This window comes from Streptomyces sp. NBC_00726 (genome assembly GCF_045161735.1).
GTDB lineage: Bacteria > Actinomycetota > Actinomycetes > Streptomycetales > Streptomycetaceae > Streptomyces.
Genome location: NZ_CP108983.1, coordinates 1,223,014 through 1,250,009 on the forward strand (window position 1 = coordinate 1,223,014; position 26,996 = coordinate 1,250,009).

The window sequence follows — 26,996 nt, forward strand, 5'->3', positions numbered from 1 at the left end:
CGGCGGGCGGGACGTCCGGGGGGCCGGGCGGGGCCGGGCCGGGTCAGGCGTCGGGGCCCGCGATGAGCTTTCCGCCCTCGACGCGGACCGGGACGGCGGGCAGCGGCACGGTCGCGGGGCCGTGCACGGCCTTGCCGGTCGTGGTGTCGAAGCGGCTGCCGTGGCAGGGGCAGTGGCCCTCGTTCTTCTCGACCTTGTCCAGCAGGCAGCCGGCGTGGGTGCACTGGGCGCTGAACGCCTTGAACTCCCCCTTGGCCGGGCAGGCCACGACGACGCGCTGCTCGCGGTAGAGCTTGGACTCGCCGACGGGGATGTCGTCGGGCGCGCCGAGCTCGACGGGGGCGGTGGGGGTCGGCGTCTGGGCGTGGCCGAGCTTCGAGTCGGTCGAGCAGGCGGCGGCGCCCAGCCCGGCGACGCCCGCGAGAGCGGCGCCCTTCAGCACGGTGCGGCGGGCGGCGGGCTGGCCGGACATGCGGTCTCCACGGGTCGGGGCGGTCAGATCGGGAAACCGTGCCGGAGCTGCCGGGGCGGCGGCGGCATCGGTGACGTAACCGACGATACCGGCGGAGCCGGGCGCCTCCGCGCGGGGGCCGGTCATGGCTCGTCGGGGGCGGGAGCGGTGCGAGGTGGCGGCCCCTGCCGGCGGGGGCCGCCACCTCGCACCGGGTGTCCCGGTGTCAGCCCTTGCGGGCGCGGGCCGTCTTCTTGGCGGCGGTCTTCTTCGCGGCCGAGGCGGTCTTCTTCGCCGCGGCCGTCTTGGCCGTCGCCGTCTTGCGGGCGGCCGGGGCGGACTTCGCGGCCTTCTTCCCGGCCGGCTTACGCGCGGCCGGGACGGCCGCCTCGCTGACCCGGTCGGCGTCCAGGATGTCCTGGAGGAACTTCCCGGTGTGGCTGGCGGGGGCGCCCGCCACATACTCCGGGGTGCCCTCGGCGATGACCAGGCCGCCGCCGCTGCCGCCCTCGGGGCCCATGTCCACGACCCAGTCGGCGGTTTTGACGACGTCGAGGTTGTGCTCGATGACGATCACCGTGTTCCCCTTGTCGACCAGGCCGGAGAGCACCTTGATCAGCTTGGAGATGTCCTCGAAGTGCAGACCGGTGGTCGGCTCGTCCAGGACGTAGACCGTGCGGCCGGTGGAGCGCTTCTGGAGCTCGCTGGCGAGCTTGACCCGCTGGGCCTCACCGCCGGAGAGCGTCGGCGCGGACTGGCCGAGCCGCACATAACCGAGGCCCACCTCGTTGAGCGTGCGCAGATGGCGGGCGATCGTGGGGACGGCCTCGAAGAACTCCAGGCCCTCCTCGATCGGCATGTCCAGCACCTCGGCGATGGACTTGCCCTTGTAGTGGACCTCCAGGGTCTCCCGGTTGTAGCGCGCGCCGTGGCAGACCTCGCACGGGACGTACACATCGGGCAGGAAGTTCATCTCGATCTTGATCGTGCCGTCGCCGGAGCAGTTCTCGCAGCGGCCGCCCTTGACGTTGAAGGAGAACCGGCCGGGCAGATAGCCGCGGACCTTGGCCTCCATCGTCTCCGCGAACAGCTTGCGGACGTGGTCGAAGACACCGGTGTACGTGGCCGGGTTGGACCGGGGCGTACGGCCGATGGGCGACTGGTCGACGTGCACCACCTTGTCGACCAGGTCGTCCCCGTCGACCCGGGTGTGCCGGCCGGGCACCGACTTGGCGCCGTTCAGCTCGCGGGCCAGGTGGGTGTAGAGGATGTCGTTGACCAGCGTCGACTTGCCGGAGCCCGAGACGCCGGTGACGGCGGTCAGCACGCCGAGCGGGAAGGAGACGTCGATGTCCCGGAGGTTGTTCTCCCGGGCGCCGTGCACCGTGAGCAGCCGCGAGGGGTCCACGGGCCGTCGCACGTCGGGCACGGGGATCGACTTCTTGCCGGTCAGATACTGCCCGGTGACCGACTTGTCGTTGGCCAGCAGCTCCTTGAGCGAGCCGGAGTGGACGACCTTGCCGCCGTGCTCACCGGCGCCGGGGCCGATGTCGACCACCCAGTCGGCGACCTTGATGGTGTCCTCGTCGTGCTCCACGACGATGAGCGTGTTGCCCATGTCGCGGAGGCGGACCAGGGTCTCGATCAGCCGGTGGTTGTCGCGCTGGTGCAGTCCGATGGAGGGCTCGTCCAGCACATAGAGCACGCCGACGAGGCCGGAGCCGATCTGGGTGGCGAGCCGGATGCGCTGGGCCTCGCCGCCGGACAGGGTGCCCGCGGCGCGGTTCAGCGAGAGGTAGTCCAGGCCGACGTCGACCAGGAACTTCAGCCGCTCGTTGACCTCCTTGAGGACCCGCTCGGCGATCTTCTTGTCGCGGGCGTTCAGCTTGAGGCGGCCGAGGAATTCGGCACACTCGCTGATGGACATCGCGGAGACCTCGGCGATGGACCTCTCCATCACCGTGACCGCGAGGACGATCGGCTTGAGCCGGGTGCCCTCGCAGGTGGGGCAGGGGACCTCGCGCATGTACCCCTCGAAGCGCTCCCGGCTGGAATCGCTCTCGGCCTCGGAGTGCCGCCGCTTGACGAACTGGACGGCGCCCTCGAAGGACGGGGTGGTGTAGGCGCGCTCGCGCCCGTACCGGTTGCGGTAGCGGACCTCGGTCTGGATCTTGTGGCCGTGCAGCAGGGCCTTCTTGGCGCGCTGCGGCAGCCCGGCCCAGGGGATGTCCGTACGGAAGCCGAGGGCTTCGGCCAGGGCGTTGATCTGGCGGCCGAAGTACTCCTTGGTGTGGCCGTGGGACCAGGGGTGGATGGCGCCCTCGTCCAGGGACTTCTCCTCGTCCGGGACGATCAGCTCCGGGTCGACCTCCATCCGCGTACCGATGCCGGTGCAGTCGGGGCAGGCGCCGAACGGGGAGTTGAAGGAGAAGGAGCGCGGCTCCAGCTCCTCGAACGAGAGGTCGTCGTACGGGCAGTAGAGGTGCTCCGAGTACATCCGCTCGCGCTCGGGGTCGTCCTCGGGGAGGTCCACGAAGTCGAGCACGACCATGCCGCCGGAGAGGCCGAGCGCGGTCTCGACGGAGTCCGTCAGCCGGCGCTTGGCGCTGTCCTTCACGGTGAGGCGGTCGATGACGACCTCGATGGTGTGCTTCTCCTGCTTCTTGAGCGCGGGCGGCTCGGAGAGCTGGATCGTGGCGCCGTCCACCCTGGCCCGGCTGTAGCCCTTGGTCTGGAGGTCGGAGAACAGGTCCACGAACTCGCCCTTGCGCTCGCGCACCAGCGGCGAGAGCACCTGGAAGCGGCTGCCCTCGGGCAGGCCGAGGACCTTGTCCACGATGGCCTGCGGCGACTGGCGCGAGATGGGGCGGTGACACTCGGGGCAGTGCGGCTTGCCGATCCGGGCGAAGAGCAGCCGGAGGTAGTCGTAGACCTCGGTGATGGTGCCGACCGTCGAGCGCGGGTTGCGCGAGGTCGACTTCTGGTCAATGGAGACGGCGGGCGACAGGCCCTCGATGAAGTCGACGTCCGGCTTGTCCATCTGGCCGAGGAACTGCCGGGCGTACGAGGAGAGCGACTCCACATAGCGCCGCTGGCCCTCGGCGAAGATCGTGTCGAACGCGAGCGACGACTTGCCCGACCCGGAGAGCCCGGTGAAGACGATCAGGGAGTCGCGGGGAAGGTCGAGCGAGACGTTCTTGAGGTTGTGCTCGCGAGCGCCACGGACGATGAGACGGTCGGCCACGCCGGTCCGCACCTTTCTGGAGAGAAGTGGGGGAACTGAGCCCCCGGCCCAGGGTATGGGGGGCGCCACAGCGGTGTACGAAGCTTTCGACTTTGAGCGTATAGCACGCACATTCGAATTGCGGACGGCTTGAAACTCCTTCACCCGAACGAGTGGCCGAGGCTAGGCTCGGCCTCATGACTGATCATGCGCACGACCTGGCAGCACTCCGGGAAGCGACGGATCGGCTGCTCGGAGCCACCGGAAAACTGGATGACGCGGCGCTGTCCGAGCCGTCACGGCTGCCGGGCTGGAGCCGCGGCCATGTCGTCGCGCACCTCTCCCGTAACGCCGACGCGCTCGCGAACGTTCTCCGCGACCTGCCGATGTACGCAGACAGCGAAACCCGCGACCGCGAGATCGAGCGGGACGCCCCCCGGTCCCAGGCGAAGCAGCTGGCCGACCTGACGGCGAGCGCGGCCCGTTTCGTGGCGGCGGCGGCCGAGCCCGCGGACTGGTCGCGCACGGTGACCCTGCGCCGGGGCATGACGGACTCGGCGGCCAATGTGCCGTTCCGGCGCCGGGGCGAGGTGGAGCTGCACCACGTCGACCTGGGAATCGGCTATGAGCTGGAGGACCTGCCGGACGAGTTCACCGCGCGGGAGATCGACTTCCTGGCCGCACGGTTCGCCGGGCACCCGGAGGTCGTGCCGACGTCGATGGCCGACGACACCGGGCGGGTGTGGACGACCGGCGGCGGCGCGGAGGGCGGGCCGGTCGCGGTCCGGGGCACGGCGCCCGAGCTGCTGGGCTGGCTCAGCGGGCGGCGCGACGGCTCGGCGCTGACGGTCGAAGGAGGCACGCTTCCGGCGCTGCCCCCGCTATAGGCTGAGGAGCATGACGTACAGCGGAGCGGTCAGGGTCGGCGGGCCCGCGGATGTGCACGAACTGACGGATCTGATGATCTCGAAGGTCGCCGTCGGCCCGATGGACAACAACGCCTATCTGCTGCGCTGCCGGGCCACCGGCGAGCAGCTGCTGATCGACGCGGCCGACGAGGCCGGGACACTGCTGCGGCTGATCGGTGACGACTCGATCCGCTCCGTCGTCACCACCCACCGGCACCGCGACCACTGGCGGGCCCTGGCCGAGGTCGTCGCCGCGACCGGGGCCCGCACCTACGCGGGACGGTTCGACGCCGAGGGCATCGAGGTGCCGACGGAGGTCCTGGTCGAGGACGGCGACACCATCCGGGTGGGCGAGGTGGCGCTCACCGCCCGCCGCCTGACCGGCCACACCCCGGGCTCGATCTCACTCCTGTACGACGACCCGCACGGGGCCCCGCATCTGTTCACCGGGGACTGCCTCTTCCCAGGAGGCCCCGGGCGGACAACAAACCCTACGGACTTCACGTCACTCATGGACGGCCTTGAAGAAAAGATCTTCAAGAATCTGCCGGACGAGACGTGGGTCTACCCGGGTCACGGAAACGACACCACCCTCGGTGACGAACGTCCCATGCTCGGCGAGTGGCGGACGCGAGGCTGGTAGACGCCTGGGGCCTCTCCGAACAGGAGAGAGGCCCATATGAAGAACGAACCGAAGTACTTCCCCTTCAGTACATCCCGCCCTCTCACCCGGCTCCGCCAGTACAAGCGGTGGATCCACAACGGGTGGGCGCTGGACCTGAACGACGCCGTCCGGCTGAACGCGCAGCTGCGGCGGAAAGCGCACTACGAAGCGATCAACAGCGACGCCGTCGAGTACCCGGCGCGGCAAGCCATGATCACGGTGCGGCGCAGGGAGCACCTGTCCCGCATCATCCTGGACGTGGCCCAGTCCTGCACCCTGTGCTCGAAGGACTCCCCCACCCACATCACGCACATCGTTCCGCCGTCCGAGGGCGGTCAGGACACGCTGCGGAACATGGTGCCGTGCTGCCGTGAATGCCACCTGGAGCTGAGCGAGGTCCCTGCACCGTTGTCGGGGTGGGCGGCCAGTAAGACGGCGCGTGCTGTCGCGGCCCGGTTGGGGCTGTGATGTTCGCTGCCTCGGATACGAAGACGGGCATGCTGTGGTTCCGGCTGCGGGACTGTGCCGCACAGTTCGGGTCGCTGTTCTGCAACGGGTGGGAGGCGTTGGGGAGCCTCGTCCGGACGGACTGTTCGTTCCTCCCGATGACCGGGTCTCGTAAGGACTTCGATCACGCCCTGGTGCGGGATCTGGGGCTGACGATCCTCGCGGAGTGGAACGACCCCGATGTGTGGCTGTGGATGCAGGGCGAGGGGCCGGATGAACCGCCGCCGCTTCTGGGTGCCGTGTACGACGTGATCCGGGAGCCGAAGCTGGCGTTCCAAGGGGTGCTGGAGGGCCGGTCGTTCAGTCCCGTGTCGCAGGGGTGGCGGTGCTCCCGGTGCGGCCGGTTCCCTCAGCGGATGGCGATGGCGGGCAGGGTCGAGGGGGTCCCGATGTATGTGTGCTCGGGGGCGGAGGTCGACGCGTGCCTGTCCTGAAGTTCAAGTTCAATCCGGCGTTACACCGGCGTGGGTCGGTGGGCCGGGCGGGTGTGTGTTCGTGGCATGCCGGGAGCTGCGAGAAGAAGCCGCGCTGGTCTCTGTACACGCCGACGGGTTGGCAGGCGGTATGTAAGAGAGGACTGGAGCAGGTTGAGGGACGGTACGGGCCGACGGTGAAGGGCTGACCCGTACACAGGGAAGAGGGGACACACGGTGTGTCCCCTCTTCTGGTGTCAGAGGTGCTTGGTGAGGGACTCGAACACCGGGGAGTTCTCGAACGGCTGGATGTCGCCGAGCTTCTCCCACCCCCACGCGTAGTACGCGGACCGGGCCGGTGTGTTGTTCGGGTCGACGAGGATCGTGCCCAGGGCTTCGGAACGGCCGGCAAGAAGCTGGTCGTGGAGAAGGCGGGCGATTCCCTGGCGGCGGGCCTGGGGTCGGACCATCAGTTCGGAGATCGCGAAGACCTTGCTCGCCTTGGTCAGGTCGAGGACGTCGGCGGGTACGTCACCGTGGAAGCCGCCCCACCATGTGCCGGTGGGAGCTATGGCGAACCCGAAGATGTACCCCAGGAGGTCGTCTCCGTCGAGGGCCTGCACGAGTTCGAAGCCGGGCCGCTGTACGTAGGCGGAGAGCCGGTCGAGGAAGCCGTCACGGGAGCGGAACGCGCCGTCGAGTTTCTCGGCGTACGCCTCCTCGTACACGTCGGCGAGCAGTTCGCGGTTCTTGTCCGCTTGTGCTCCGTCGAGTCGCCGGAACGTCCAGTCCGCCATGGTTCTCCTTCGATCTACGCCACCAGTGCCCCGGACTCCGCGAGGAAGTCCCGGACCATGGGCTCATCCTTGTACGACTCAACGTTTTTACGGAAGGCCGCGAGGCGGGCGGTGGTGCGTTTCGAGGAAACTCCCGCGATCAGGGGAAGGGTGTCGCGGGCGATGTCGCAGGCCGCGTACAGGTCACCGCGCTGCATGTGGGTCTCGGCGAGGACGACGGAGTACCAGGCCCGGTTACGGCCGTAGCGCTGGTCCATGGTCGCAAGGGACTTCTCGGAGAGGCGGGCCGCTACCTCTGTTTCGCCGAGGTTGACGTGGCAGGTCGCGGCGAGGCCGTCGAGTTCGGCGAGGGAGTAGAAGTCGATCCAGCGGGGGTCCTCGTCGGACGGGCCGTGGTCGTAGGACTTGTACGCCCGGGTGAGGGCGTTCTGGGTTTCCTTGGAGTCTCCGAGACGTGACCAGCCGCAGGCTTCGCGCAGGTTCAGCAGCGACATGAGGCGGGGCGGTACGTAGCGGGCGGAGACCCGCTGCCCCATGCGGGCGAGTTCCACAGCGTCGCGGGGCATGCCGTTGCGGGCGGCGGCCATCGACATCTGGGCGTAGGCGTGGACTTCGACTTCGGGGTCGTCTGCCATGCGGGCCTGGTACAGGGACTGGTTGTAGTACGACCAGGCGTCGGTGGTGCGGTCGGCGTCGTAGGACAGCCAGCCGGTGAGTACTGCGAGGTCGCCGTACGCAGACCGTAGGTGGCGTCCGGTGGCTTCGGTGTACCTGGCGGTGTTGATCAGCCGGTTCAGGGCTTGGAGGGCCCTATCGGCGTCCTGGGAGAGGTTGTTTCCGCCCATGCGTTCGTCGAGCTGTTTCAGCTGGCGGACCATGGTGCGTACGGTCCGGACTTCTGCTGTGCCGATCTTGCGTGGGGTTCCGCGTTCCGGGTCGAAGCCGAGGGCGGCAAGGCCGGAGAGGAAGCTACGGCGGTCCACTGGTTGCTCCTGGTCGTCGAGCTGGTCCAACGTGATGATCGTTGGTTTGGTGCGGGCTGACGTGAAGCCGAGCACGGCCATGTTCTCGCCGGTCAGTTCCGTCAGGATCCTGCGGTAGATCGGCCTGGGGCAGGCGACGTCTCCGTCTTCCCACGTAGCGATGACGCGGGCGGTGCAGCCGGTGTTCTCTCCCATGCGTAACCCGTGCTGATTGATGAGGGCCGCGAACTCCGGCCGGCTCATTTGGTAGCGCTCTTCGCGCACGGCCCGGATCTTGTCGTTCGGTGTCTTTTCCCGGACCATTCCTACCCCCGGTGTCCAGTCGGCGTGAGCTGACCGTAGACCTACGCCCGTAGCTACGCAGACGACTTGACCGATCAACAACCCTTCCGGCGGGTTCTTGCATCGGAGTTGCATCGCTGGGGCATCGCTCATGTCATCCGTACCCCGGTTATCTGGTGGAGCCGACGCCGCCCACCTTCGAGGTCCTGATGACTGTGACCGCTACGCCGCGCCCCACAGGGCACCCCGGGTACTCCGAGACGCTGCCGTGCGCCAAGAAGAGCGCGCTGACCGCGCGCCGTCTCGTCCTGACCGCTCTCACCGTGTGGGGGCAGGACCGTCTCATCGACGACGCGGAACTCATCGTGTCCGAGATGGTCGCGAACGCGGTCCAGCACACCCGTAGCCGACTGATTCTCGTGCGGGTCTCGTACTACACCGCGCACGTACAGATCGCGGTCGTCGACAAGTCCCGTTCCGCGCCGCTTCTGACAGTGGCCGATAACGACGACGTACAGGGGCGGGGTCTGGCGCTCATCGATGCCCTGGCGACCCAGTGGGGCTGCGACCTGCTGCCCTGGGGGAAGCGTGTCTGGGCCGACCTGAAGTGTGAGGAAACGCAGTGAAGAACAACAGGCCGTGGGTTGGGGACAAGGTCCGCGACGCGGAGAACGACCGGGTCGGTGTCATCACCGACGTACGCAGCGGCGTGTACGTGCTGCGCGCCGTGTGCGGGCCCAGTCAGTGGACGAAGCCCGACGACAAGCTGCTGACGGTGATCACACCGTGCGGGGAGGACCCCGCGTGACCGAGCCGGCAGAAAGTCTCCCCGTACGCCTGGAGGGCTTGTTCACGGCCTACGAGTACAAGTTGGGGCTGTGCTTCCGGTGCTACCGCAACAACGTTCAGGTGACCCGTGTCGGGGAGATAACGAGCCCCGACGGTGAGACGCCACTGTTCGCGTGCCGGGCCTGTGTTCAGGAGCTGACCGTCATACACGCACGCGCCCACGAAGAGCCGGGCCGACCGTACGTGCAGCAGTTCCCCCGGTTCTCCCATCCTTCCTGACCTCCTGTGCCCCCTTCCCCGGGCGGTTGCCATCACCACCCAGGCACCCCCCACCGCCTGGGGAAGGGCCTTTCCTTGTGAGGATTCCCATGCGTCGACTCTTCGCTGCTCTGCTGTGCCTGCTCGTCGTTGCGTGCACCCCGACCGCCCAACCGTCGGCCCGGGACTCGTCGCCCCGCTACCGGGCGACACTGGCCCCCGTCTCCCCCAGCGGAGAGCCCCCGTGCGTGGGGGTGTCCCGAATCCTTCAGGGCATCGAGGTGCCGCTTCAGCTGATCGAGGACGGCGGTACCCCGGTCACGTTCTCCGCGGATCTCCGCCGGGCGGGGAGGGAACTGAAGGGCGTCGCGAAAGCCTCCTACGAGCCCGTGAAGTCGTACGCATCCGGGCTCGGAGGAGACCTCCTGACCCTGACGGACGCTCTCGACACGGGCCGGTCGGGTGCGGCTGTCGCGACGGGTGATGTCGTCACGAACCGGGTGAGGAACCTGCGTCACGCCTGTACCCGCTCGTAGCACCACGTTGTGGTCTGTGAGGGCTGGTGTTGGCGCTACGATCCTGCCCTCATCAACAGCCGGGGGGCGACATGGATGACGAAGCCAGCGGGATCAGAATCGTCAACAGCGGCCGCATAACCATGGCCCCTACCACAAGAGCCATGACGTGGGGGGACCTCGAAGGGGCGAGGATGCCCGTCCGGGCCTCACTCACCAGGCTCGTGGCGGTGATGACTGCGATCACGATCAGCGGCACCATCTTTCTCGTCACGATGTTCAAGGCCGACTTGGATGCGGCGGCCCATCCCCCTGCCGCCATCTGGTACATCGGCGCGGCCGGACTCCTGGGGCTAGCTGCTGCGGTTACGTGGTACCTGATTGTCCGGGCGACATACCTCCGGAATCAGAACACCCATTTCGACGAGATCATGTCGTACCAGAGGGTGTACGAACAAGAGGCGTTGGAGAAGCTGAAGAAGTCCACTGAGCTTGCGACGCTCATGGACTTGAACCAAGGGCAGATCAAGGAATACCACCGGATCGTCACCCAGCAAGCAGACAAATCATTCCGTTCCTCGCAGACAGCTATGTGGGTCGGGATCTTCATGCTCGTCGGGTGTCTCATTGCCGGGTTCTACTTCAACGCTTCCGCGATCCGGTGGTTCGCCGCCGGGGTAGCCGCCATCAGCGCCACAATGTCCGGGTACCTCACACGCACGTACCTGTTCATGTACAAGGAATCCGTTGCGCAACTGAACCGGTACTTCGACCAGCCGGTCCTGAACAGCTACTACCTGACCGCTGAACGCCTGAGTCACGGCCTGTCCGAAGAGACACGCCAGGAGATGCGGCGCCGCATCATTGACGAGGTCCTGATGACCAGCGCGTCGATGAGCGGGAAAAAGTACGAGCCGGAAGAAGCAGCGGCTGAGAAGCCGAAGGTCCCCCGGCAGAAGAAACGGAAGCAGAAGGCTCCGAAGTAGCCCTCAGGCAGTTATCCTGATCTCGGGTTCCTCCTGTTCTGGTGACCCCAAGAAGTCCCCGCAGCCCGCCCCAGGCGAGTGCGGGGACTTCTGCATTCTCCGAGAAATACAAGCCCTCATCGATGTCACCCCCGCCACCTACCATCAACAACAGGAGGTAACACCAGAACAGAAAAGAGCACCACCATGACCATAAGCATTTTCGGATGGATGGGCGACCTTCAGGGATGCGGTTATTACCGCGTCGCGCAGCCCCTCACCCGGCTCGCCGATATCGGCTACGACACACGGCACCACCTCGTCATGCCGACCAACCACGCACGGTACGACGTCATCGTCGGGCAACGGGTCGCGAATCCCGGCCCGTCCGTCACATGGCAGAAACTGGCCCGCGCCGGCCGACAGTTCCTCGCGTACGAACTCGACGACGATCTGCTGAACGTCGACCACAGCAGCGCCACACCAAGCGGCTTGGCTGTTCCCCGGCGGCATCGGCAACACGCACCAGGACCCCGAGGCGTTCGCGAGCCTGCTGCACGACGTGGAGACCAAGCTCTTCGCGCCGCTGCCGGACGAGACCTGGGTCTACCCGGGCCACGGGCGCGACACCACGCTGGGGGACGAACGGCCCCACCTGCCGGAGTGGCGCGCCCGGGGCTGGTGAGGCGGGACCGCCCGTCCCGTACCGCTGTGGCTAGACCCGGTCGCCGGTCTTCGCCTCGCGGGCCTCGGCCTCGGCCTTCTTCTTGTTGGCCATCAGACTGGTGATCGTGGTGATGACCAGCACCCCGCAGATCACGCCGAGCGAGACCGGGATGGAGATCTCGGGGACGTGCACCCCGGACTCGTGCAGGGCGTGCAGCACCAGCTTGATCCCGATGAAGCCGAGGATCACCGACAGCCCGTAGCTGAGGTGGACCAGCTTCTCCAGCAGACCGCCGATCAGGAAGTACAGCTGGCGCAGGCCCATCAGGGCGAAGGCGTTGGCGGTGAAGACGATGTACGGGTCCTGGGTGAGGCCGAAGATCGCGGGGATGGAGTCCAGCGCGAACAGCACGTCCGTGGTGCCGATGGCGAGCATGACGACCATCAGCGGGGTCATGACGCGCTTGCCGTTGTTGCGGATGAAGAGCTTGGTGCCGTGGTACCGGTCGGCGACACCGAAACGGCGCTCGATGCTCTTCAGGAGGCGGTTCTCCTCGAACTCCTCGTCCTCGTCGTCCGCCCGCGCCTCCTGGATGAGCTTCCAGGCGGTGTAGATCAGGAACGCGCCGAAGATGTAGAAGATCCACGAGAAGTTGGCGATGACCGCGGCGCCGGCCGCGATGAAGATCGCCCGCAGCACCAGGGCGATCAGCACACCGACCAGCAGAACCCGCTGCTGGAGGTGGGAGGGCACCGAGAACTTCGCCATGATCAGCACGAAGACGAAGAGGTTGTCGACGCTGAGCGACTTCTCGGTGATGTACCCGGCGAAGAACTCGCCCGATGCCTGGGTCTCGCCGAAGACGAGCAGCCCGAGGCCGAAGAGGGCCGCCAGCACGATCCAGACGATCGTCCAGATGCCGGCTTCCTTGGTCGACACGTCATGGGGCTTGCGCCCGATGAAGAAGTCGACGGCGATGAGGGCGCACAGACCAAGGATGGTCAGCGCCCAGAGGGTCCATGAAACGTCCACTGCGCCTCCGGCAGTTCGCTACGGGCTACTGATCAGCGTCGTCGCTGCCGGAGGTCTCTTCCACCCGGGCACGCGGGCTGCGCGCCTGGGCCGGCGCCCCGGGACCGGTCACGGTCCGTACTGACGGGAACGCCGCGTATGGGAGTACTCCCCTCCGCTCCATGAACGGTACAGGAAACACCAAGGAAAGGTAAAGAGAAGTCTAAAGAATATCCAAAAGGGCAGGTCAGGGGTGTTTTACCAACGGGGTTACGGGCCCGGCGGCTCAGCGGCCACCGGTGCGGCGGGCGTGCGCCACCCGCTCCAGCACCTGGTCCAGGACCGCGCTCCCCGGCGGTGTCCTGGGCGGCTCGTACGTCCACGCGTGACCGACCCAGGGGTCGGCCAGATGGTCGTCGGCGACCGGGGTGACCCGCAGCAGCGAGCGCCACAGCGGGTCCAGGATCGGGCCGTACTCGGACGCCTCCTCCCGGTCCGCGACCATCATCAGGTGGACGCCCACGGACGGCCCCTCGTCGGCGAGGTAGCGCAGCTGGGTCACCGCCCGGTCGTCGAAGCCGTGCGGGAAGTCGTTGACGATCAGCAGCTGCTCGGCCGGGTCCAGGTCCGGCGGCAGCGAGTCGGCGGCACCGGCCCGGACCGCCATCTGCACCAGGTCCACCCGCCGGGTGAGGTGGGCGAGGACCGAGGAGACGCCCTGCGCCCCGGTGGCGGGCGGCGAGGGCAGCACCCCGGAGCGGACCAGCGGGGCGAGCGCCCCGGCGGCCGATCCGGCCGGGTCGATGACATGGACCGTGAACTCGTTCGGCGGGTAGACCGCCAGCAGCCGGGCCGCGTGCAGCACGGCGGTCTCCATCGCGAGCCCGCGCAGCCGGTCCTGGCCGGTCAGCGCGGCGGCCTCGGAGGCGGTGCGCCCGCTGTCGATCCACATGCCGCGCTCCAGCGGCAGCCGGACGAGGAGTGGGATGCGCAGATCGGCCCGCTCCGGAAGGTGCAGGTCGCCGATGCGCAGCGCCATGGGGATCTCCATCGGCACCCGGTAGCCGTGCCAGACGGGGTTGTCCCAGCCCGCGTACGAGGCGGGGAGCGCGGGCTCCACGACGGCGGACTCGGCGTCGAGCTGGGCGAGGTCGCGGTCCAGGGACTCGCGGGCGCGGGCGGTCAGCTCGTCGCGCTTGGCGCGGGCCTCCTCGCGGGCCCGGTCCCCCGCGCCCCCGATGCGGCTGCGCGGGTCGGACAGGGTGCGCTCCAGCTCCTGGTCCATCCGGGACTCGGCGAAGTCGACTGCGCTGCGGTAGGCGGCGACGGCGCGGGCCAGGTCCTCGAACATGCCCCACACCTGGTTGTACAGGCGCTCGTCCATGGACCAGCCGGTGGCGTCCCCGGCGACGGGCTGGGCGGGCTGCCCCGGCCGGGCGGGCGGCGCGACCGGGGGCGGCGGGGGCGCGGTGGACTGGCGGCGCGGGTGCGCGTAGTTGATCGGGCCGCCCGCGGTGGCCGGGGCGGCCGGCTCCGCCAGGGGGCCGGGCTGCGCGGGTGCGGCCGGCGGGGGCGGCGGGACGGGCGGCCGGCCCGACTGGCCGTTGCCCGGGGCCGGGGCCGGGGTGGGCGCGTGCCTGACCCGGTCGCCCTCCGGGGTGCGGGGCGGTGGCGGGGCCACCGAGCGGGCGAGGCCGCGGGCGACCGCGTCCTGGATGGTGCCGGCCAGCTCGGCGGCCCGGTCCACGCCCTGGTCGGCGAGCATGGCCGCGAGGCCGCCCGCGTATCCCTGGCCGACCGCGCGGACCTTCCAGGCGCCCTGGCGGCGGTACAGCTCCAGGGCGGCGACCGCGGACTCGCTGTCGAGGCCGGTCAGCGTGAAGGTGGCGATCTCGGCGCCGTCGAGGCCGGTGACCGCGACGAAGGGTGAGGCGACGGCGCCGAACCGGGTCGGCCCGCCTGCGTCGAGCGGGAGGGCGAGCAGCACGGTGACCCGGTGGACGCCGTCGGGCAGGGCGTCGAGGTCGACGGCGAGGCGGTGGTCGGCGGCGGCCTGGCGGGAGACTTCGAGGCCGTGCAGCTGCGGCGATCCGGGGTGGGCGATCCACTCGACGCCGGCCACCCTGCCGGTCTCGTCACCGAGCGTGGCACCGGCCACGACGGGCGCCCCGGCCGATATCCGGATCTCCAGACGGGTCTGGGGCAAGGTGTGGTTCTGCCCCCGGACCAGCTCGGCCGTCATTGCCCTGTCCCCTCGACGTGTTACCGCTGGTGTTCGGTGAAGTATGCGGGCAGCTCCCGGTGGCCGATGCCGCCGGGAGCTGCGCGTACCGCGATGCGGACCTCGTGGTCCGGTGTGCCGTCCTACAGGTGCGGCAGGATCGCCGGCATGAGGTCCTGGAAGGTGCGGCCGTTGGCCGGGGTGCCGATGGCGGTCATCTTCCAGCCGTTGCCCGCGCGGTGCACCTTCGCCATGATCTGCGCGGTGTACTGCCCGCCGCCGTCCAGCGTGTAGCGGGCGAGCTCCTGGCCGTTGGTCTCGTCCACGATGCGGCAGAAGGCGTTCTGCACCTCCTGGAACGTCTGGCCGGTGAAGGAGTTCACCGTGAAGACGATCTGGTCGATGTGGACCGGGACCCGCTGGAGGTCCACGAGGATCGCCTCGTCGTCGCCGCCGGAGCCGGCGCCGCCCACGAGGTTGTCCCCGGTGTGCTTGACGGAGCCGTCGTCGCTGGTGAGGTGCCGGAAGAACACGACGTCGACCGGCTGCTTGTCGGCGAACAGGACGGCCGAGGCGTCCAGGTCGATCTCCCGGGTGCGCGAGCCGAACAGACCGCGGCGCGGTGCCGCCTGCCAGCCGAGCCCCATCCGTACCGCGGTCAGGGTCCCCCCGTCGCTCTTCTCCAGGCTGATGGCCTGACCCTTGGTCATATTGACCGTCACGCGCTGTCCCCTCTCCGCATTCCCCGCAACCGTCCTTGTGCGGTTTCCCAGCACCCTACGCAGTGGTGTCACCCGCGCGGAGGGCCTGGGCCGTTTTGTGTCGGTCCTGCAACATCCGGCCCGAACCGCCCCGCCCGGTGCCGCCCGGCCGGTCAGGCCAGACCGGCCTCGCGCATCTGGCGGAGCTCCTTCTTCAGCTCGCCCACCTCGTCGCGCAGCCGGGCGGCGACCTCGAACTGGAGGTCGGCCGCGGCGGCGCGCATCCGGTCCGTCATCTCCTCGATGATCCCGGCCAGTTCGGTCGCCGGGCGGTCGGTGACCGCCGCCGCGGCCCTGCCCGCCCTGCCGGCCTTCGCGGACTTCCCGGCCGTCGCCGCCTTGCCGTCGCCGGGGACGGCGTGCTTGCCGAGGGCGGGCACGGGCGCCTTGCCCTCCTTGGCCTGGCGGTAGCCGGTGCCGAGCAGCTGCTCGGTGTCGATCTCCTCGCGCGCGATGGTGGCGACGATGTCGTTGATCTTCTTGCGCAGCGGCTGCGGGTCGATGCCGCGCTCGGTGTTGTACGCGATCTGCTTCTCGCGGCGGCGGTTGGTCTCGTCGATGGCCTGCGCCATGGCCGGGGTGACCTTGTCCGCGTACATATGGACCTGGCCCGAGACGTTGCGCGCCGCGCGGCCGATGGTCTGGATCAGCGAGGTGCCCGAGCGCAGGAAGCCCTGCTTGTCGGCGTCGAGGATGGCCACCAGGGACACCTCGGGCAGGTCCAGGCCCTCGCGCAGGAGGTTGATCCCGACCAGGACGTCGTACTCGCCGGAGCGCAGCTCGCGCAGCAGCTCGATGCGGCGCAGCGTGTCGACGTCGCTGTGGAGGTAGCGGACCTGGATGCCGAGCTCCAGGAAGTAGTCGGTCAGGTCCTCCGCCATCTTCTTGGTGAGGGTGGTGACCAGGACCCGTTCGTCGCGCTCGGCGCGCGTCCGGATCTCGTGCACCAGGTCGTCGATCTGGCCCTCGGTGGGCTTGACGACGACCTCGGGGTCGACCAGGCCGGTCGGGCGGATGATCTGTTCCACGAAGCCGTCGCCGCGGGACATCTCGTACGTGCCGGGGGTGGCGGAGAGGTAGACCGTCTGGTTGATCCGCTGAAGGAACTCCTCCCACTTCAGCGGGCGGTTGTCCAGGGCGGACGGCAGCCGGAAGCCGTGGTCGACCAGGGTCCGCTTGCGGGAGGCGTCGCCCTCGTACATGGCGCCGATCTGCGGGACCGTGACATGCGACTCGTCCAGCACCAGAAGGAAGTCCTCCGGGAAGTAGTCGAGGAGGGTGTTGGGGGCGGTGCCCGGGGAACGGCCGTCGAAGTGCATCGAGTAGTTCTCGACGCCGGAGCAGGTGCCGATCTGGCGGAGCATCTCGATGTCGTACGTCGTACGCATGCGGAGCCGCTGGGCCTCCAGCATCTTGCCCTGCTTCTCCAGCTCGGCCAGCCGCTCCGCCAGCTCCCGCTCGATGCCGCTGACGGCCTTCTCCATGCGCTCGGGACCCGCCACGTAGTGGGTGGCGGGGAAGACGTGGAGGGACTGGTCCTCGCTGATGACCTCGCCGGTCAGCGGGTGCAGCGTGGACAGGGCCTCGATCTCGTCGCCGAACATCTCGATGCGGACGGCGAGCTCCTCGTAGACCGGGAAGATCTCGATGGTGTCGCCGCGCACCCGGAAGGTGCCCCGGGTGAAGGCCAGGTCGTTGCGCGTGTACTGGATCTCCACGAAGCGGCGCAGCAGCTGGTCGCGGTCGATCTCCTCGCCGACCTTGAGCTGGACCATGCGGTCCACGTACTCCTGCGGCGTACCGAGGCCGTAGATGCAGGAGACGGAGGCGACCACGACGACGTCGCGCCGGGTGAGCAGCGAGTTGGTCGCGGAGTGGCGCAGCCGCTCGACCTCCTCGTTGATCGAGGAGTCCTTCTCGATGTAGGTGTCCGACTGCGGGACGTACGCCTCGGGCTGGTAGTAGTCGTAGTACGAGACGAAGTACTCGACGGCGTTGTTGGGCAGGAGCTCGCGGAACTCGTTGGCCAGCTGGGCGGCGAGCGTCTTGTTCGGCGCCATGACCAGTGTGGGGCGCTGGAGCTTCTCGATCATCCAGGCGGTGGTCGCGGATTTGCCCGTACCGGTCGCGCCGAGGAGCACGACGTCCTTCTCACCCGCGCGGACGCGCTTCTCCAGCTCGGCGATGGCCGTGGGCTGGTCGCCGCTGGGCTGGTAGGGACTGATGACCTCGAAAGGCGCCACCGTACGTTCGATCTTCGAGACTGGCCGCATGCAACCACCGTACGACCCGCCACTGACAACGGGCCCGGTTCACCAGTCCGCGGGCCCCACGGCGTCGCGCGGGCGGGAGTGGAAGGAGGCCGGGTCGGCGTACGTCCCGAAGCGCGGGACCTGGCGCCGGGCCGGGGTGCCGGGGGTCCGCGCGGCGCGCGGGTCGTCCCAGTCGGGCGTGCCCATGACCACCAGCGGGTCGAACATGACGACGACGGCGGCCAGCAGCAGGAAGCAGACGGGGCCGAGCAGCATGGGCACGAGCAGCGAGCCCGCGCTGTCGCCGCCGGCGTGCGCGGCGGCCGAGGCGGCGGGGTGCAGATGGACCCGGAGCGCGGCCATGCCGGTGTAGTGCATGCCGCTCACGGCGATGCCCATCACGACGCTCGCGCCGAGGCTGGGCAGGAAGCCGTGGATGGAGACGGCGGCCCACAGGGCGGCGGTCGAGGCGACGACGGCGATGACCACGGAGAGGACGACGGTCACGGTGTCGTACTCGAACCGCCCATCAAGACGCATTCCCGCCATGCCGAGGTAATGCATGGAGGCCACGCCGAGTCCGGTGATCGTGCCTCCCGTCACCAGGGCCATGCGGGTGGCGCCGCGGTACCCGACCAGGAAGATCCCGATGCCGACCATGACGATCGCGACGGCGAGACCGGCGAAGATGATCGGTTTGTCGTAGTCGATCGACACCTCTTCGACGGAGAAGCCCGTCATCGCGATGAAGTGCATGGTCCAGATGCCCGAACCTATGGAGGTCGCCCCGAGAGCCAGCCAGCCGGCCCTGAAGGAACGCTCGGTACGCAGTGACCGGGTGGTGCAGCGCAGGCCCAGCGCCGCACCGAGGCACGCCATCAGGAACGCCGCCACAGGGGTCACCGCCCCGTAGCTGAACCCGTCGATTGTGCCCTGCATCCTTGTACGCCCTTCGCAGCAGCAAGCCCGGATCAGGACGATCCCAGGGCCTGTCGTCCGGGCGCAAGGCCCGGCAGACACAGCAGAAGTGCCGCATCTTATCGACCGGGCCGACGGCGGGTGACGTGGTCCCCGAGGTGCGTTCACACGGTGGCCATCCTTCGCCTGTCCCCCGTTCGGGGGCGGCTGGGACGCTCGGGCCGTCCGCAACTCTGACGCAAGGAGTTCACGTGTACGCAGGCACCGTCACCGCCTCCGTCGCCGCCGCCGCCGTCATGGGCGCCGGCACGTTGCTGATGTCGAATCCGGGCACTTCGGTCGCGGACACCCCGCTGACCCGGCACCCGGCCCAGGAGCTCGTCACGGTCCGCCGGGCCTCCGGGGTGGACGACCCGCGCGTCTACGCGCACCGGGGCGCATCGGCGTACGCCCCGGAGAACACGCTCCCGGCCGTGGACCGGGCCGACGCGCTGGGCTTCGACTGGGTGGAGAACGACGTCCAGCTGACCAGGGACGGGGTGGTGGTCGTCATCCATGACACCGATCTCCGGCGGACGACGAACGCCGAGGAGCTGTTCCCGGACCGTGCGCCCTGGGCGGTCAAGGACTTCACGGCCGCCGAGATCTCCCTGCTGGACGCGGGCGGCTGGTTCGGCCCCGGGTACGCCGGGACCCGGGTGCCGACGCTGCACCAGTATCTGCGGCGGCTCGGCCACAACGGGCAGAACCTCCTGCTGGAGATCAAGAGCCCGGAGAGCTACCCGGGGATCGAGCGGGCGACCCTCCGGGTGCTGGACGAGGAGGGCTGGCTGGACCGGAGCCATGTCCAGGGCCGCCTGGTGATCCAGAGCTTCGGTGCCGACAGCCTGCGTACGGTGCACTCCCTGCGCCCGGACCTGGTCACCGGCTTCCTCGGCACCCCAACCGTCGCCGAGCTGCCCGCGTATGCCGGGTTCGCCGACCAGATCAACCCCTCGTACACGGGCCTGTCGGGCAGCTATGTGACGGCGGTGCACGCCCTGAAGGGCCCGCACGGCAAGAGGCTCCAGGTGAACCCCTGGACGGTGAACGACGCGGCGGCCGCGCGCCGGGTGCAGGGCATGGGGGTGGACGGGATCATCACGAACACCCCGGACGTGGTGCGCGCGGCCACGCGGGGCTGAGTCCGCCGGGCCCCGTTGTCAGTGGGCCGCCGTACGGTGGTGGCATGGACAGCAACGGGGTCGTCGAGTGGGCCGTGGTCGAGAGCGACATCGGTCCGTTGATGCTGGCCGCGACGGGGACGGGGCTGGTGAGCGTCGTCTTCCACGCCCGCCCGGAGATACGGGACAGGGCGCTGGACCGGCTGCGCGGGCGGCTCGGCGCGGAGCCGGTCCAGGCCCCCGGCTCCGCCCGGCTGGCCGAGCCGGTGCGCCAGCTTGAGGCGTACTTCGCGGGGGCGCTGCGGGAGTTCTCGCTCGGCCTGGACTGGTCGCTGACCGCCGGTTTCAACCGCCAGGTGCTGCAAGAGCTGGCGCGGGGCGTGCCGTACGGGGCGGTCGCCGGTTACGGGGAGCTGGCCGAGCGGGTCGGACAGCCGGGCGCGGCCCAGGCGGTCGGCGCGGCGATGGGGTCGAACCCGCTGCCTGTGGTGGTGCCGTGCCACCGGGTGGTGGAGAGCGACGGCGGGATAGGCGGCTTCGGCGGCGGCCTGGAGACCAAGCGGCGGCTGCTGGCGCTGGAAGGGGTGCTGCCGGAGCCGCTGTTCTGAGCGGTGCCGTCAGGCGGGGTCCGGGGCCGTGTCCGGCCGGTGCGCGACCAGCACCGGCTGGAAGAAGCCCGTGGCCTCCGGCTCGTGCCAGGCGGGCTCCGTGAGGCCGGCCCGCCTGGCGAATCCGGTGAGCTGGTCCTGTCCGAGCGCCCAGTACGAGGTGCGGCGCGTGCGCACGTCCCAGCCCCCGTGCCCCTCCGCCGCGGGGTGCAGCTGGAAGTGCTCCAGGTCGTAGCGCTCGCCGTCCGGGCGCCAGTGCCACAGCTGGAAGGTGACGGCCCGGCCGCCGGTCTCGTCCCTGACCTGCGGCGGTGTGGACGCGGGCCGCTCGCGGCGCAGCCGGTCGTAGGGCCGGGTGGAGACCAGGAGTACGCCGCCGGGGCGGAGCACCCTGCGCATCTCGCCGAGCGCCGCCTCCACCGCTTCCGGGGTGAGCAGGTGCGGCAGCGAGTTGTCGGCGCACACGACGACGTCGAAGGAGCGGTCGCCGAAGGGCAGCCGCGTCATGTCGGCGGCCGTGGTGCGCAGGTCCAGGCCGCGCGCGGCCGCCTCCTTCGCGGCGCGGGCCGCGGCGGCGGGGCTCAGATCGCTGCCGGTGACCCGGTGTCCGAGCGCGGCGAGGCCGAGCGCCTGGGTGCCGATGCCGCAGGCGCAGTCCAGCACGTCGTACGGGGCGCCCGCGCCGAGCTCGGTGGTGATCAGGCCCGACAGCGCGGCGGCTTGGCGCTCGATGCTCGCCTGCCAGTCGGCGTACACGAGGTCGTAGTCGGAGGCGAGGTCGTCGTAGAAGTCACGTACGGAGGAGGCGGGTTGGCCGGTCGTGGAGGGCATGGGGCGGACCTTAGCGCCCTCGTGTGCGGCCACCGACGGACGGTTTCGCGCCACCCGCCGGGCCGGAGCGGGCCCTGCCACGTTTGAGTGCCGCCCACCCGCGACAGGGATGTGGACATGTCACTCAACGCGCCCCTCGACGCCACCCCCTACGCGCCGGTCCTCTCCGCCGAGGTGCGGGCCGCTCTCGCCGCGGACCGGCCGGTCGTCGCCCTGGAGTCGACGATCATCGCCCACGGGCTGCCCCGCCCCCGCAATCTGCGGGTCGCCGGGGAGCTGGAAGGGCTCGTGCGGTCCGCCGGGGCCGTGCCCGCGACGGTGGCGGTGCTGGACGGGCGGGCCAGGGTCGGGCTGGACAAGGCCGAGCTGGAGCGGGTGGCCGAGGACCCGGGGATGCGGAAGCTGGGCCACCGCGACCTCGCCCCGGCGCTGGCGGCCGGGGCGAGCGGGGCGACGACCGTGTCCGCGACCGCCTTCCTGGCGGCCCGGGCCGGGCTGCGGGTCTTCGCGACCGGCGGGCTGGGCGGGGTGCACCGGGGCTGGACCGAGACGCAGGACGAGTCGGCGGACCTGCGGCTGCTGGCGCACACCGGGATCACCGTGGTCTGCGCGGGCGTGAAGTCGATCCTGGACGTGCCTGCCACACTGCAACGGCTTGAGACGCTGGGCGTCGGGGTGCTCGGCTACGGCACGGACACGTTCCCCGGGTTCTACCTGAGCAGTTCGGGCGAGCCGGTCGACTGGACGGTGACCTCGCCCGGGGAGGTCGCCGAGGTGATGCGCGCCCAGGACGCGCTGGGCGGCCCCGAGGCGGCGCTGATCGTGGCCAACCCCGTACCGGAGGACGAGCAGCTGGACCCCGCTCTGCACGACCGGGTGCTCGCCGAGGCGCTGACGGCCTGCCGGGAGCAGGGGGTCACGGGGCAGGCGGTCACGCCGTTCCTGCTGGACCGGCTGGTGCGGCACACCGGGGGCGCCTCGCTGGAGGCCAATCTCGCCGCGGTCCGGGGCAATGCGGCACTCGCCGCCCGTATCGCGACGGCCTGGACGGCGCGGTGAGCGGCGGCCTCCTCGTCGTCGGGGACGTGGTCACCGATGTGGTGGCCCGGCACGGGTCGGCGCTGGCCCACGGCACGGACACGGCCGCCGTGATCCGGACCCGGGCGGGCGGCGCGGGGGCCAACGTGGCCTGCTGGGCGGCGCGCGCGGGCTGCCGGGACGTACGGCTGCTGGCCCGGGTGGGCGCCGACTCGGCGGACTGGCACCGCGGGCTGCTGCGCCGGGCGGGGGTGCGCGGGCTGCTCGCGGTGGACGAGGAGGCGCCGACCGCGACCGTGGTGGCCCTGGTGGACGCGGCCGCCGAGCGGACCTTCCTCACCGACAGCGGCGCGGTGCTGCGGCTCTCCCCCGACGACTGGTCGCCCGCGCTGCTCGACGGGGTCGCCCACCTCCACCTGTCGGGCTATCTGCTGTTCGCCGGCACAAGCCGGGCGACGGCCCTGCTCGCCCTGCGGGAGGCCGTACGGCGGAAGGTTCCGGTGAGCGTGGACCCCGCGTCGGCGGGCTTCCTGGCCGGTCTCGGCGTCGACCGGTTCCTCGCCCTGACCGAGCGGGCGGATCTGCTGCTGCCCAACGCGGACGAGGCCCGGCTGCTCACCGGTCTGCCGGAACCGGCGGACGCGGCCGCCAAGTTGAGCATGCCCGACCGCCGGGTCGTCGTGACGCTCGGCGAGGGCGGGGCGCTGCTCGCCGCCGGGGGCGCGGTGACCGGCCGGGTCCCGGCGGCGCCGGCCGGGCGGGCCGTGGACTCGACCGGGGCGGGCGACGCGTTCACCGGCGGCTTCCTCGCGGCGCGGCTGGCGGGCGCGGACGACACGGCGGCCGCGGCGGCGGGGTGCCGGGCGGGGGCGGAGGCCGTCGCGACGGTGGGCGGGCGGCCGCCGCTGCCGGGCGGGTAGGGCCGGTCGGGCATCGCGGCCCCGGACCGCCCGCACCGGACCGCCCGCACCGGACCGCCCTCCCCGCGCACCTCACCGCAGGCCGGACCCCGCCCTCACCGCCACCCCGTCCACGCCAGGTGGCCCGGATCGTCCGCGCGGACCACGGCGTCCGCGCTGTCGGCGGGCGCCGCCTCGTCCTCGTAACGTTCGAAGGCGGGCAGGGTCCACCGCTCGTCCTCCGCCGTGCGCCGCCGCAGCGCGCCCGCCGAAAGGCGCAGGTGGACGGTGAGGTCGAAGGGGAACCAGTGCCCGAACAGCAGCGGGCCGTGCAGGATCAGCACCCCGCCCTCCGGCAGCCGCTGGTACGGGCTGCGAGTGGCCCGGTCCGTCGCCGGGTCCCACAGATCGGGCAGCACCCGGCCGCTGCCGCCCGGCTCCAGGGGGCCGAACACCTCGCGCCACAGGGCGCCGGTGTCGAACCAGCTGCCGAAGTACGAGTCCGGGTCCCGCTTCCCGTACTCGTACCGCAGACTCGCCGGCCGCAGGAATCCGGCGGTGGGGACGGGGAGCACGGCGCGGCCCCGGAGCCGCAGCGCCTCGGCGACCGCATCCGCCAGGTCGCCGGGACGGGCGGCCGGGGCGCCGTCGACGGCGATCTTCAGCCAGGGCCCTCCGTCGGCCGGTTCCAGCGCGTCGGTGTGCGCGGCGAGCGCGTCCGTCAGCCGGTCCCGGGTGATCGCTTCGAATCGCACCCGTCCATCATCGCGCGTCCCGCCCGGTGGCCGGATGCCGGAATACCGCCGCCGGAATCCGCCGCGAGGATTACGGTCGTGGCCATGGATCTTGAATTCGCCCGTGAGTTCGCAGCGCGCTGGCAGGACGACTGGAACTCCCGCGATCTGGAACGCATCCTGACGCACTATGACGAGGACGTGACCTTCAGCTCCCCGATGATCGCCCGGTTCACCGGCGATCCGTCCGGGACCGTGCGCGGCAAGGACGCCCTGCGGGCGTACTGGAAGCGCGGGCTGGAGCTCATCCCGGACCTGGAGTTCGAGGTGATGGACGTCCGGGCCGGCGTCGACGCGCTGGTGATCGACTACCGGAACCAGATCGGCGGCCGGGTGTACGAGGTGCTGACCCTGCGCGACGGGCTGGTGATCGCCGGGCTCGGCGCGTACGGGGAGACGCTCGCCCGCTGACTCCGGCGGGCCGGGCGAGCGCTCCCGCGAGTCACTTCCCCGGCTTGCAGGCCACCGCGTCGGCGTCGTCGGAGAGTTCGCTGCCCTCGGGCAGCAGATACGTCACCCAGAGGACCACCGGCTCGGTGCCCAGGTTGCGGCCGATGTGGCGGTGCTTCTTCCCCGACGGTTCGATGAACGACGTGCCCGCCGGGGACACCTCGACCGAGCAGTCGTCCAGGGTGCGGGTGAGCGTGCCGGACTTGACGACGACGATCAGCTGGCCGGTGTGGGTGTGCCAGCCGGTGGAGCCGCCCGGCTCGATGGTGATGGTGCGGAAGGTGACGTCCGCCCGGCCCTTCGGCGCCTTCACCTTCAGCTTGCCCGGCGAGGTGCCCTTGGCCACGACGGTCGCGGTCACCCCGCTGCCGGGCGTGGCACCGGCCGCCGTCGGTACGAAGGCGAGCGCGGCCACGCACCCCGCGACGACGAACGCCCTGCCGCGCCGGGCCTGCCGCACCCGCTGTACGCCGTTCCCCATGGGTCTCTCCTGTCTCGGGTGTCACGGACATCTCAAATGCCCGGACGCTACCCGGAAGCGGACCGCTGGAATCACGCCATCGGCATCCGGCCCAGCCCGGCCTGGCCTGGCCTGGCCAAGGCGGTCAGGCGCCGCGCAGCTCCTCGGCCAGCGCACCGTCCCCGTACACCTCGATCCGGCCGTCCCCGACCGCCTCCGCGAACGTCGGCTCGCCGCGCCCGAGCGCCAGGCACAGCTCCGCGTCGAGCACGATGCGCGCGTCGGCGCCGGCGGCGGGCCCGTCCCCGTACACCGGCTCACCGGGCGCCACCTCGCCGGTACGGATGTGGAACTCGCCCTCGTCCAGGCGGACGTCGAGCACGCCCGTGGCCGCCGCCCCCTTCAGGGCGCTGAGCAGCGGGAGCGCGAACCAGTGCGCCCGGACCGCGTCCGTGGGGCGCCGCTCGGCCAGTGCGGGGGCGCCCCACTCGGCGAGCGCGGCGAGGACCGGCAGCAGTCCGTGGCCGCGTGCGGTGAGCGCGTACACCGTGGCGGCGGCCGGCGGCGGGAGCTTGCGGCGGGTGACGAGGCCGCCCTGCTCCATGTCCTTGAGCCGGGAGGCCAGGACATCGGTGCTGACGCCGGGCAGGTCGGCATGGAGATCGGTGTAGCGGCGGGGACCGGCCAGCAGTTCACGGACGATCAGCAGCGTCCACCGGTCGCCGACCGCGTCCAGGGCGCGGGCGCCGGCGCAGAACTGGTCGTAACTCCGGCGGCGGGCCGGGCGGGTGGCCGGCTGTGTCTGACGTGGCATGCGACGCAGTCTAGACATGTTGTTGGACTTTCCAAGCCCGAGCTTGGTAAAACCAAGTATCACAATCGGGTCGGGGAGGCACCACATGGAATTCCGCCAGTCCAGCAAGCTCAACGAGGTCTGCTACGAGATCCGGGGCCCCGTCATCGAGCACGCCAACGCCCTGGAGGAGGCGGGCCACAGCGTGCTCCGGCTCAACACGGGCAACCCGGCCCTCTTCGGCTTCGAGGCGCCCGAGGAGATCGTCCAGGACATGATCCGGATGCTCCCGCAGGCCCACGGCTACACGGACTCGCGCGGCATCCTGTCGGCCCGGCGTGCCGTGGTCCAGCGCTACCAGGCGATGGGCCTGACCGAGGTCGGCGTGGACGACGTCTTCCTCGGCAACGGCGTGTCCGAGCTGATCTCGATGGCCGTCCAGGGGCTTCTGGAGGACGGCGACGAGGTGCTGATCCCGTCCCCGGACTACCCGCTGTGGACCGCGGTCACGACGCTGGCCGGCGGGAAGGCCGTGCACTACACCTGTGACGAGGCGTCCGACTGGAATCCGGACGTCGCCGACATGGCCTCGAAGATCACCGACCGCACCCGGGCCGTGGTGATCATCAACCCCAACAACCCGACCGGGGCCGTCTATCCGCGCGAGGTCCTCTCGGACATCCTCGATCTGGCCCGCAGGCACGGTCTGATGGTGTTCGCCGACGAGATCTACGACCAGATCCTCTACGACGACGCCGAGCACCACAGCGTGGCGGCGCTCGCCCCGGACCTGGTCTGCCTCACCTTCAGCGGGCTCTCGAAGACGTACCGGGTGGCCGGATTCCGCTCCGGCTGGATGGTGGTGTCGGGCCCGAAGCAGCACGCCCGCAGCTATCTGGAGGGGCTGACCATGCTGGCCTCGATGCGGCTGTGCCCCAACGCCCCCGCCCAGTACGCCATTCAGGCCGCGCTCGGCGGCCGGCAGTCGATCCGGGACCTGGTGGTTCCCGGGGGCAGGCTGTACGAGCAGCGCGACCGGGCCTGGCGAAAGCTGAACGAGATCCCCGGCGTGTCCTGCGTGAAGCCGAAGGGCGCGCTGTACGCCTTTCCGCGCATCGACCCGAAGGTGCACCCGATCGCGGACGACGAGAAGTTCGTCCTGGACCTGCTGCTGCGCGAGAAGATCCAGGTCGTCCAGGGCACCGGCTTCAACTACCCGCGCCCCGACCACTTCCGCATCCTGACCCTGCCGCACGCGGACGACCTCGACGCCGCGATCAGCCGGATCGGGCGGTTCCTGGCAGGGTACCGGCAGTGAGGCCGCCGCCCGCCGGATGAGGAGCGGGCGGCCCATGCCCTTCCGCGCGCCGGTGCA

27 protein-coding genes and 1 pseudogene are annotated in these 26,996 nt (G+C 70.4%); 14 read left to right on the forward strand and 14 right to left on the reverse strand.

The genetic code is table 11. From position 1 onward, the window contains the following. Nucleotides 1-43: 43 nt before the first annotated feature. Nucleotides 44-472, reverse strand: coding sequence for a Rieske (2Fe-2S) protein (locus tag OG338_RS05475; protein ID WP_405940324.1), 429 nt, complete (start codon nt 470-472; stop codon nt 44-46). A gap of 205 nt (nt 473-677) precedes the next feature. Then, nucleotides 678-3,695 (reverse strand): excinuclease ABC subunit UvrA, encoded by a 3,018-nt coding sequence (uvrA, locus tag OG338_RS05480; RefSeq protein ID WP_405936231.1) that lies wholly within the window; start codon nt 3,693-3,695, stop codon nt 678-680. A gap of 176 nt (nt 3,696-3,871) precedes the next feature. Here uvrA and OG338_RS05485 point away from each other — a divergent pair, with 176 nt between their 5' ends. The 4 genes from OG338_RS05485 to OG338_RS05500 all read left to right on the forward strand — a co-directional run bounded on the left by OG338_RS05485 (nt 3,872) and on the right by OG338_RS05500 (nt 6,187). After that, a complete protein-coding gene (locus tag OG338_RS05485; protein WP_405936232.1) occupies nt 3,872-4,561 on the forward strand; it encodes a maleylpyruvate isomerase family mycothiol-dependent enzyme in 690 nt (229 codons plus the stop codon). A 10-nt stretch (nt 4,562-4,571) separates the two neighbouring features. Further along, entirely contained in the window at nt 4,572-5,225 is a 654-nt protein-coding gene (locus OG338_RS05490) for an MBL fold metallo-hydrolase (RefSeq protein ID WP_405936233.1), read from the forward strand. 36 nt (nt 5,226-5,261) lie between these two features. Beyond that, nucleotides 5,262-5,714 (forward strand): HNH endonuclease, encoded by a 453-nt coding sequence (locus OG338_RS05495; RefSeq protein WP_405936234.1) that lies wholly within the window; start codon nt 5,262-5,264, stop codon nt 5,712-5,714. A 137-nt stretch (nt 5,715-5,851) separates the two neighbouring features. After that, on the forward strand, nt 5,852-6,187 hold the full coding sequence (locus OG338_RS05500) for a hypothetical protein (protein WP_405936235.1): 336 nt from the start codon (nt 5,852-5,854) through the stop codon (nt 6,185-6,187). Nucleotides 6,188-6,423: 236 nt separating this feature from the next. Here OG338_RS05500 and OG338_RS05505 read toward each other — a convergent pair whose 3' ends face one another. After that, entirely contained in the window at nt 6,424-6,963 is a 540-nt protein-coding gene (locus OG338_RS05505; protein ID WP_405936236.1) for a GNAT family N-acetyltransferase, read from the reverse strand. Between the two features lie 14 nt (nt 6,964-6,977). Beyond that, nucleotides 6,978-8,141 (reverse strand): hypothetical protein, encoded by a 1,164-nt coding sequence (locus OG338_RS05510; RefSeq protein ID WP_405936237.1) that lies wholly within the window; start codon nt 8,139-8,141, stop codon nt 6,978-6,980. 296 nt (nt 8,142-8,437) lie between these two features. Between OG338_RS05510 and OG338_RS05515 the strand changes: the two genes are divergently transcribed. The 3 genes from OG338_RS05515 (at nt 8,438) to OG338_RS05525 (ending at nt 10,776) form a co-directional block, all read left to right on the forward strand. Then, entirely contained in the window at nt 8,438-8,854 is a 417-nt protein-coding gene (locus OG338_RS05515; protein WP_405936238.1) for an ATP-binding protein, read from the forward strand. Then, nucleotides 8,851-9,036 (forward strand): hypothetical protein, encoded by a 186-nt coding sequence (locus OG338_RS05520; RefSeq protein WP_405936239.1) that lies wholly within the window; start codon nt 8,851-8,853, stop codon nt 9,034-9,036. The genes OG338_RS05515 and OG338_RS05520 overlap by 4 nt, the downstream gene beginning before the upstream one ends. A gap of 846 nt (nt 9,037-9,882) precedes the next feature. Further along, nucleotides 9,883-10,776, forward strand: a complete 894-nt coding sequence (locus tag OG338_RS05525) for a hypothetical protein (protein ID WP_405936240.1) — start codon at nt 9,883-9,885, stop codon at nt 10,774-10,776. Nucleotides 10,777-10,920: 144 nt separating this feature from the next. Here the strand turns inward: OG338_RS05525 and OG338_RS05530 are convergent, their stop codons facing one another. After that, the gene (locus OG338_RS05530; RefSeq protein WP_405936241.1) at nt 10,921-11,226 is read right to left on the reverse strand and encodes a hypothetical protein; all 306 of its coding nucleotides are present in this window, start codon (nt 11,224-11,226) and stop codon (nt 10,921-10,923) included. Between the two features lie 22 nt (nt 11,227-11,248). Here OG338_RS05530 and OG338_RS05535 point away from each other — a divergent pair. Then, nucleotides 11,249-11,440 (forward strand): annotated as a pseudogene (locus OG338_RS05535) (MBL fold metallo-hydrolase); the annotation flags it as partial. 30 nt (nt 11,441-11,470) lie between these two features. Here the strand turns inward: OG338_RS05535 and OG338_RS05540 are convergent. The 5 genes from OG338_RS05540 to OG338_RS05560 all read right to left on the reverse strand — a co-directional run bounded on the left by OG338_RS05540 (nt 11,471) and on the right by OG338_RS05560 (nt 18,606). Continuing rightward, nucleotides 11,471-12,454 carry a TerC family protein gene (locus OG338_RS05540; RefSeq protein ID WP_405936242.1) on the reverse strand — a complete coding sequence of 328 codons (984 nt, stop codon included), beginning with the start codon at nt 12,452-12,454 and terminating at the stop codon, nt 11,471-11,473. 265 nt (nt 12,455-12,719) lie between these two features. Then, nucleotides 12,720-14,675, reverse strand: coding sequence for a TerD family protein (locus OG338_RS05545; RefSeq protein ID WP_405936243.1), 1,956 nt, complete (start codon nt 14,673-14,675; stop codon nt 12,720-12,722). 122 nt (nt 14,676-14,797) lie between these two features. After that, entirely contained in the window at nt 14,798-15,376 is a 579-nt protein-coding gene (locus tag OG338_RS05550; protein ID WP_405936244.1) for a TerD family protein, read from the reverse strand. A gap of 152 nt (nt 15,377-15,528) precedes the next feature. After that, complete coding sequence (gene uvrB, locus OG338_RS05555) at nt 15,529-17,688, reverse strand: excinuclease ABC subunit UvrB (protein WP_405936245.1); 2,160 nt, start codon at nt 17,686-17,688, stop codon at nt 15,529-15,531. Between the two features lie 39 nt (nt 17,689-17,727). Beyond that, entirely contained in the window at nt 17,728-18,606 is an 879-nt protein-coding gene (locus OG338_RS05560; protein ID WP_405936246.1) for an MHYT domain-containing protein, read from the reverse strand. A 230-nt stretch (nt 18,607-18,836) separates the two neighbouring features. On the opposite strand from OG338_RS05560, the gene OG338_RS05565 reads away from it, so the two are divergent. Then, nucleotides 18,837-19,769 (forward strand): glycerophosphodiester phosphodiesterase, encoded by a 933-nt coding sequence (locus tag OG338_RS05565; protein ID WP_405936247.1) that lies wholly within the window; start codon nt 18,837-18,839, stop codon nt 19,767-19,769. Between the two features lie 44 nt (nt 19,770-19,813). Further along, entirely contained in the window at nt 19,814-20,356 is a 543-nt protein-coding gene (locus OG338_RS05570) for a methylated-DNA--[protein]-cysteine S-methyltransferase (RefSeq protein WP_405936248.1), read from the forward strand. A gap of 9 nt (nt 20,357-20,365) precedes the next feature. Here OG338_RS05570 and OG338_RS05575 read toward each other — a convergent pair whose 3' ends face one another. Further along, the gene (locus OG338_RS05575; RefSeq protein ID WP_405936249.1) at nt 20,366-21,187 is read right to left on the reverse strand and encodes a class I SAM-dependent methyltransferase; all 822 of its coding nucleotides are present in this window, start codon (nt 21,185-21,187) and stop codon (nt 20,366-20,368) included. 117 nt (nt 21,188-21,304) lie between these two features. Between OG338_RS05575 and OG338_RS05580 the strand changes: the two genes are divergently transcribed. Together OG338_RS05580 and OG338_RS05585 are read left to right on the forward strand one after the other, a co-directional pair. Beyond that, nucleotides 21,305-22,246, forward strand: a complete 942-nt coding sequence (locus OG338_RS05580; protein WP_405936250.1) for a pseudouridine-5'-phosphate glycosidase — start codon at nt 21,305-21,307, stop codon at nt 22,244-22,246. After that, nucleotides 22,243-23,145: a carbohydrate kinase family protein gene (locus OG338_RS05585; RefSeq protein ID WP_405936251.1), complete on the forward strand. Its 903-nt coding sequence runs from the start codon at nt 22,243-22,245 to the stop codon at nt 23,143-23,145. The genes OG338_RS05580 and OG338_RS05585 overlap by 4 nt, the downstream gene beginning before the upstream one ends. A 95-nt stretch (nt 23,146-23,240) precedes the next feature. On the opposite strand, the gene OG338_RS05590 is transcribed toward OG338_RS05585, so the two are convergent. Then, nucleotides 23,241-23,879 (reverse strand): uridine kinase, encoded by a 639-nt coding sequence (locus tag OG338_RS05590; protein WP_405936252.1) that lies wholly within the window; start codon nt 23,877-23,879, stop codon nt 23,241-23,243. Between the two features lie 84 nt (nt 23,880-23,963). On the opposite strand from OG338_RS05590, the gene OG338_RS05595 reads away from it, so the two are divergent. Continuing rightward, a complete protein-coding gene (locus tag OG338_RS05595; RefSeq protein ID WP_405936253.1) occupies nt 23,964-24,329 on the forward strand; it encodes a nuclear transport factor 2 family protein in 366 nt (121 codons plus the stop codon). A 31-nt stretch (nt 24,330-24,360) separates the two neighbouring features. Here OG338_RS05595 and OG338_RS05600 read toward each other — a convergent pair whose 3' ends face one another. Together OG338_RS05600 and OG338_RS05605 are read right to left on the reverse strand one after the other, a co-directional pair. Beyond that, complete coding sequence (locus OG338_RS05600; protein ID WP_405936254.1) at nt 24,361-24,849, reverse strand: cupin domain-containing protein; 489 nt, start codon at nt 24,847-24,849, stop codon at nt 24,361-24,363. Nucleotides 24,850-24,973: 124 nt separating this feature from the next. Beyond that, nucleotides 24,974-25,642 carry a winged helix-turn-helix transcriptional regulator gene (locus OG338_RS05605; protein WP_405936255.1) on the reverse strand — a complete coding sequence of 223 codons (669 nt, stop codon included), beginning with the start codon at nt 25,640-25,642 and terminating at the stop codon, nt 24,974-24,976. A gap of 85 nt (nt 25,643-25,727) precedes the next feature. Between OG338_RS05605 and OG338_RS05610 the strand changes: the two genes are divergently transcribed. Further along, a complete protein-coding gene (locus OG338_RS05610) occupies nt 25,728-26,939 on the forward strand; it encodes a pyridoxal phosphate-dependent aminotransferase (RefSeq protein WP_405936256.1) in 1,212 nt (403 codons plus the stop codon). Nucleotides 26,940-26,996: the final 57 nt, after the last annotated feature.

Excerpts from the sequence above, each read along its gene's own strand:
- OG338_RS05475 (WP_405940324.1), bottom strand. The coding sequence starts at position 472 with ATGTCCGGCCAGCCCGCCGCCCGCCGCACCGTGCTGAAGGGCGCCGCT.
- OG338_RS05485 (WP_405936232.1), top strand. The coding sequence starts at position 3,872 with ATGACTGATCATGCGCACGACCTGGCAGCACTCCGGGAAGCGACGGAT.
- OG338_RS05490 (WP_405936233.1), top strand. The coding sequence starts at position 4,572 with ATGACGTACAGCGGAGCGGTCAGGGTCGGCGGGCCCGCGGATGTGCAC.
- OG338_RS05495 (WP_405936234.1), top strand. The coding sequence starts at position 5,262 with ATGAAGAACGAACCGAAGTACTTCCCCTTCAGTACATCCCGCCCTCTC.
- OG338_RS05500 (WP_405936235.1), top strand. The coding sequence starts at position 5,852 with ATGACCGGGTCTCGTAAGGACTTCGATCACGCCCTGGTGCGGGATCTG.
- OG338_RS05505 (WP_405936236.1), bottom strand. The coding sequence starts at position 6,963 with ATGGCGGACTGGACGTTCCGGCGACTCGACGGAGCACAAGCGGACAAG.
- OG338_RS05510 (WP_405936237.1), bottom strand. The coding sequence starts at position 8,141 with ATGGGAGAGAACACCGGCTGCACCGCCCGCGTCATCGCTACGTGGGAA.
- OG338_RS05515 (WP_405936238.1), top strand. The coding sequence starts at position 8,438 with ATGACTGTGACCGCTACGCCGCGCCCCACAGGGCACCCCGGGTACTCC.
- OG338_RS05525 (WP_405936240.1), top strand. The coding sequence starts at position 9,883 with ATGGATGACGAAGCCAGCGGGATCAGAATCGTCAACAGCGGCCGCATA.
- OG338_RS05545 (WP_405936243.1), bottom strand. The coding sequence starts at position 14,675 with ATGACGGCCGAGCTGGTCCGGGGGCAGAACCACACCTTGCCCCAGACC.
- uvrB (WP_405936245.1), bottom strand. The coding sequence starts at position 17,688 with ATGCGGCCAGTCTCGAAGATCGAACGTACGGTGGCGCCTTTCGAGGTC.
- OG338_RS05560 (WP_405936246.1), bottom strand. The coding sequence starts at position 18,606 with ATGCAGGGCACAATCGACGGGTTCAGCTACGGGGCGGTGACCCCTGTG.
- OG338_RS05570 (WP_405936248.1), top strand. The coding sequence starts at position 19,814 with ATGGACAGCAACGGGGTCGTCGAGTGGGCCGTGGTCGAGAGCGACATC.
- OG338_RS05575 (WP_405936249.1), bottom strand. The coding sequence starts at position 21,187 with ATGCCCTCCACGACCGGCCAACCCGCCTCCTCCGTACGTGACTTCTAC.
- OG338_RS05580 (WP_405936250.1), top strand. The coding sequence starts at position 21,305 with ATGTCACTCAACGCGCCCCTCGACGCCACCCCCTACGCGCCGGTCCTC.
- OG338_RS05595 (WP_405936253.1), top strand. The coding sequence starts at position 23,964 with ATGGATCTTGAATTCGCCCGTGAGTTCGCAGCGCGCTGGCAGGACGAC.
- OG338_RS05600 (WP_405936254.1), bottom strand. The coding sequence starts at position 24,849 with ATGGGGAACGGCGTACAGCGGGTGCGGCAGGCCCGGCGCGGCAGGGCG.
- OG338_RS05605 (WP_405936255.1), bottom strand. The coding sequence starts at position 25,642 with ATGCCACGTCAGACACAGCCGGCCACCCGCCCGGCCCGCCGCCGGAGT.
- OG338_RS05610 (WP_405936256.1), top strand. The coding sequence starts at position 25,728 with ATGGAATTCCGCCAGTCCAGCAAGCTCAACGAGGTCTGCTACGAGATC.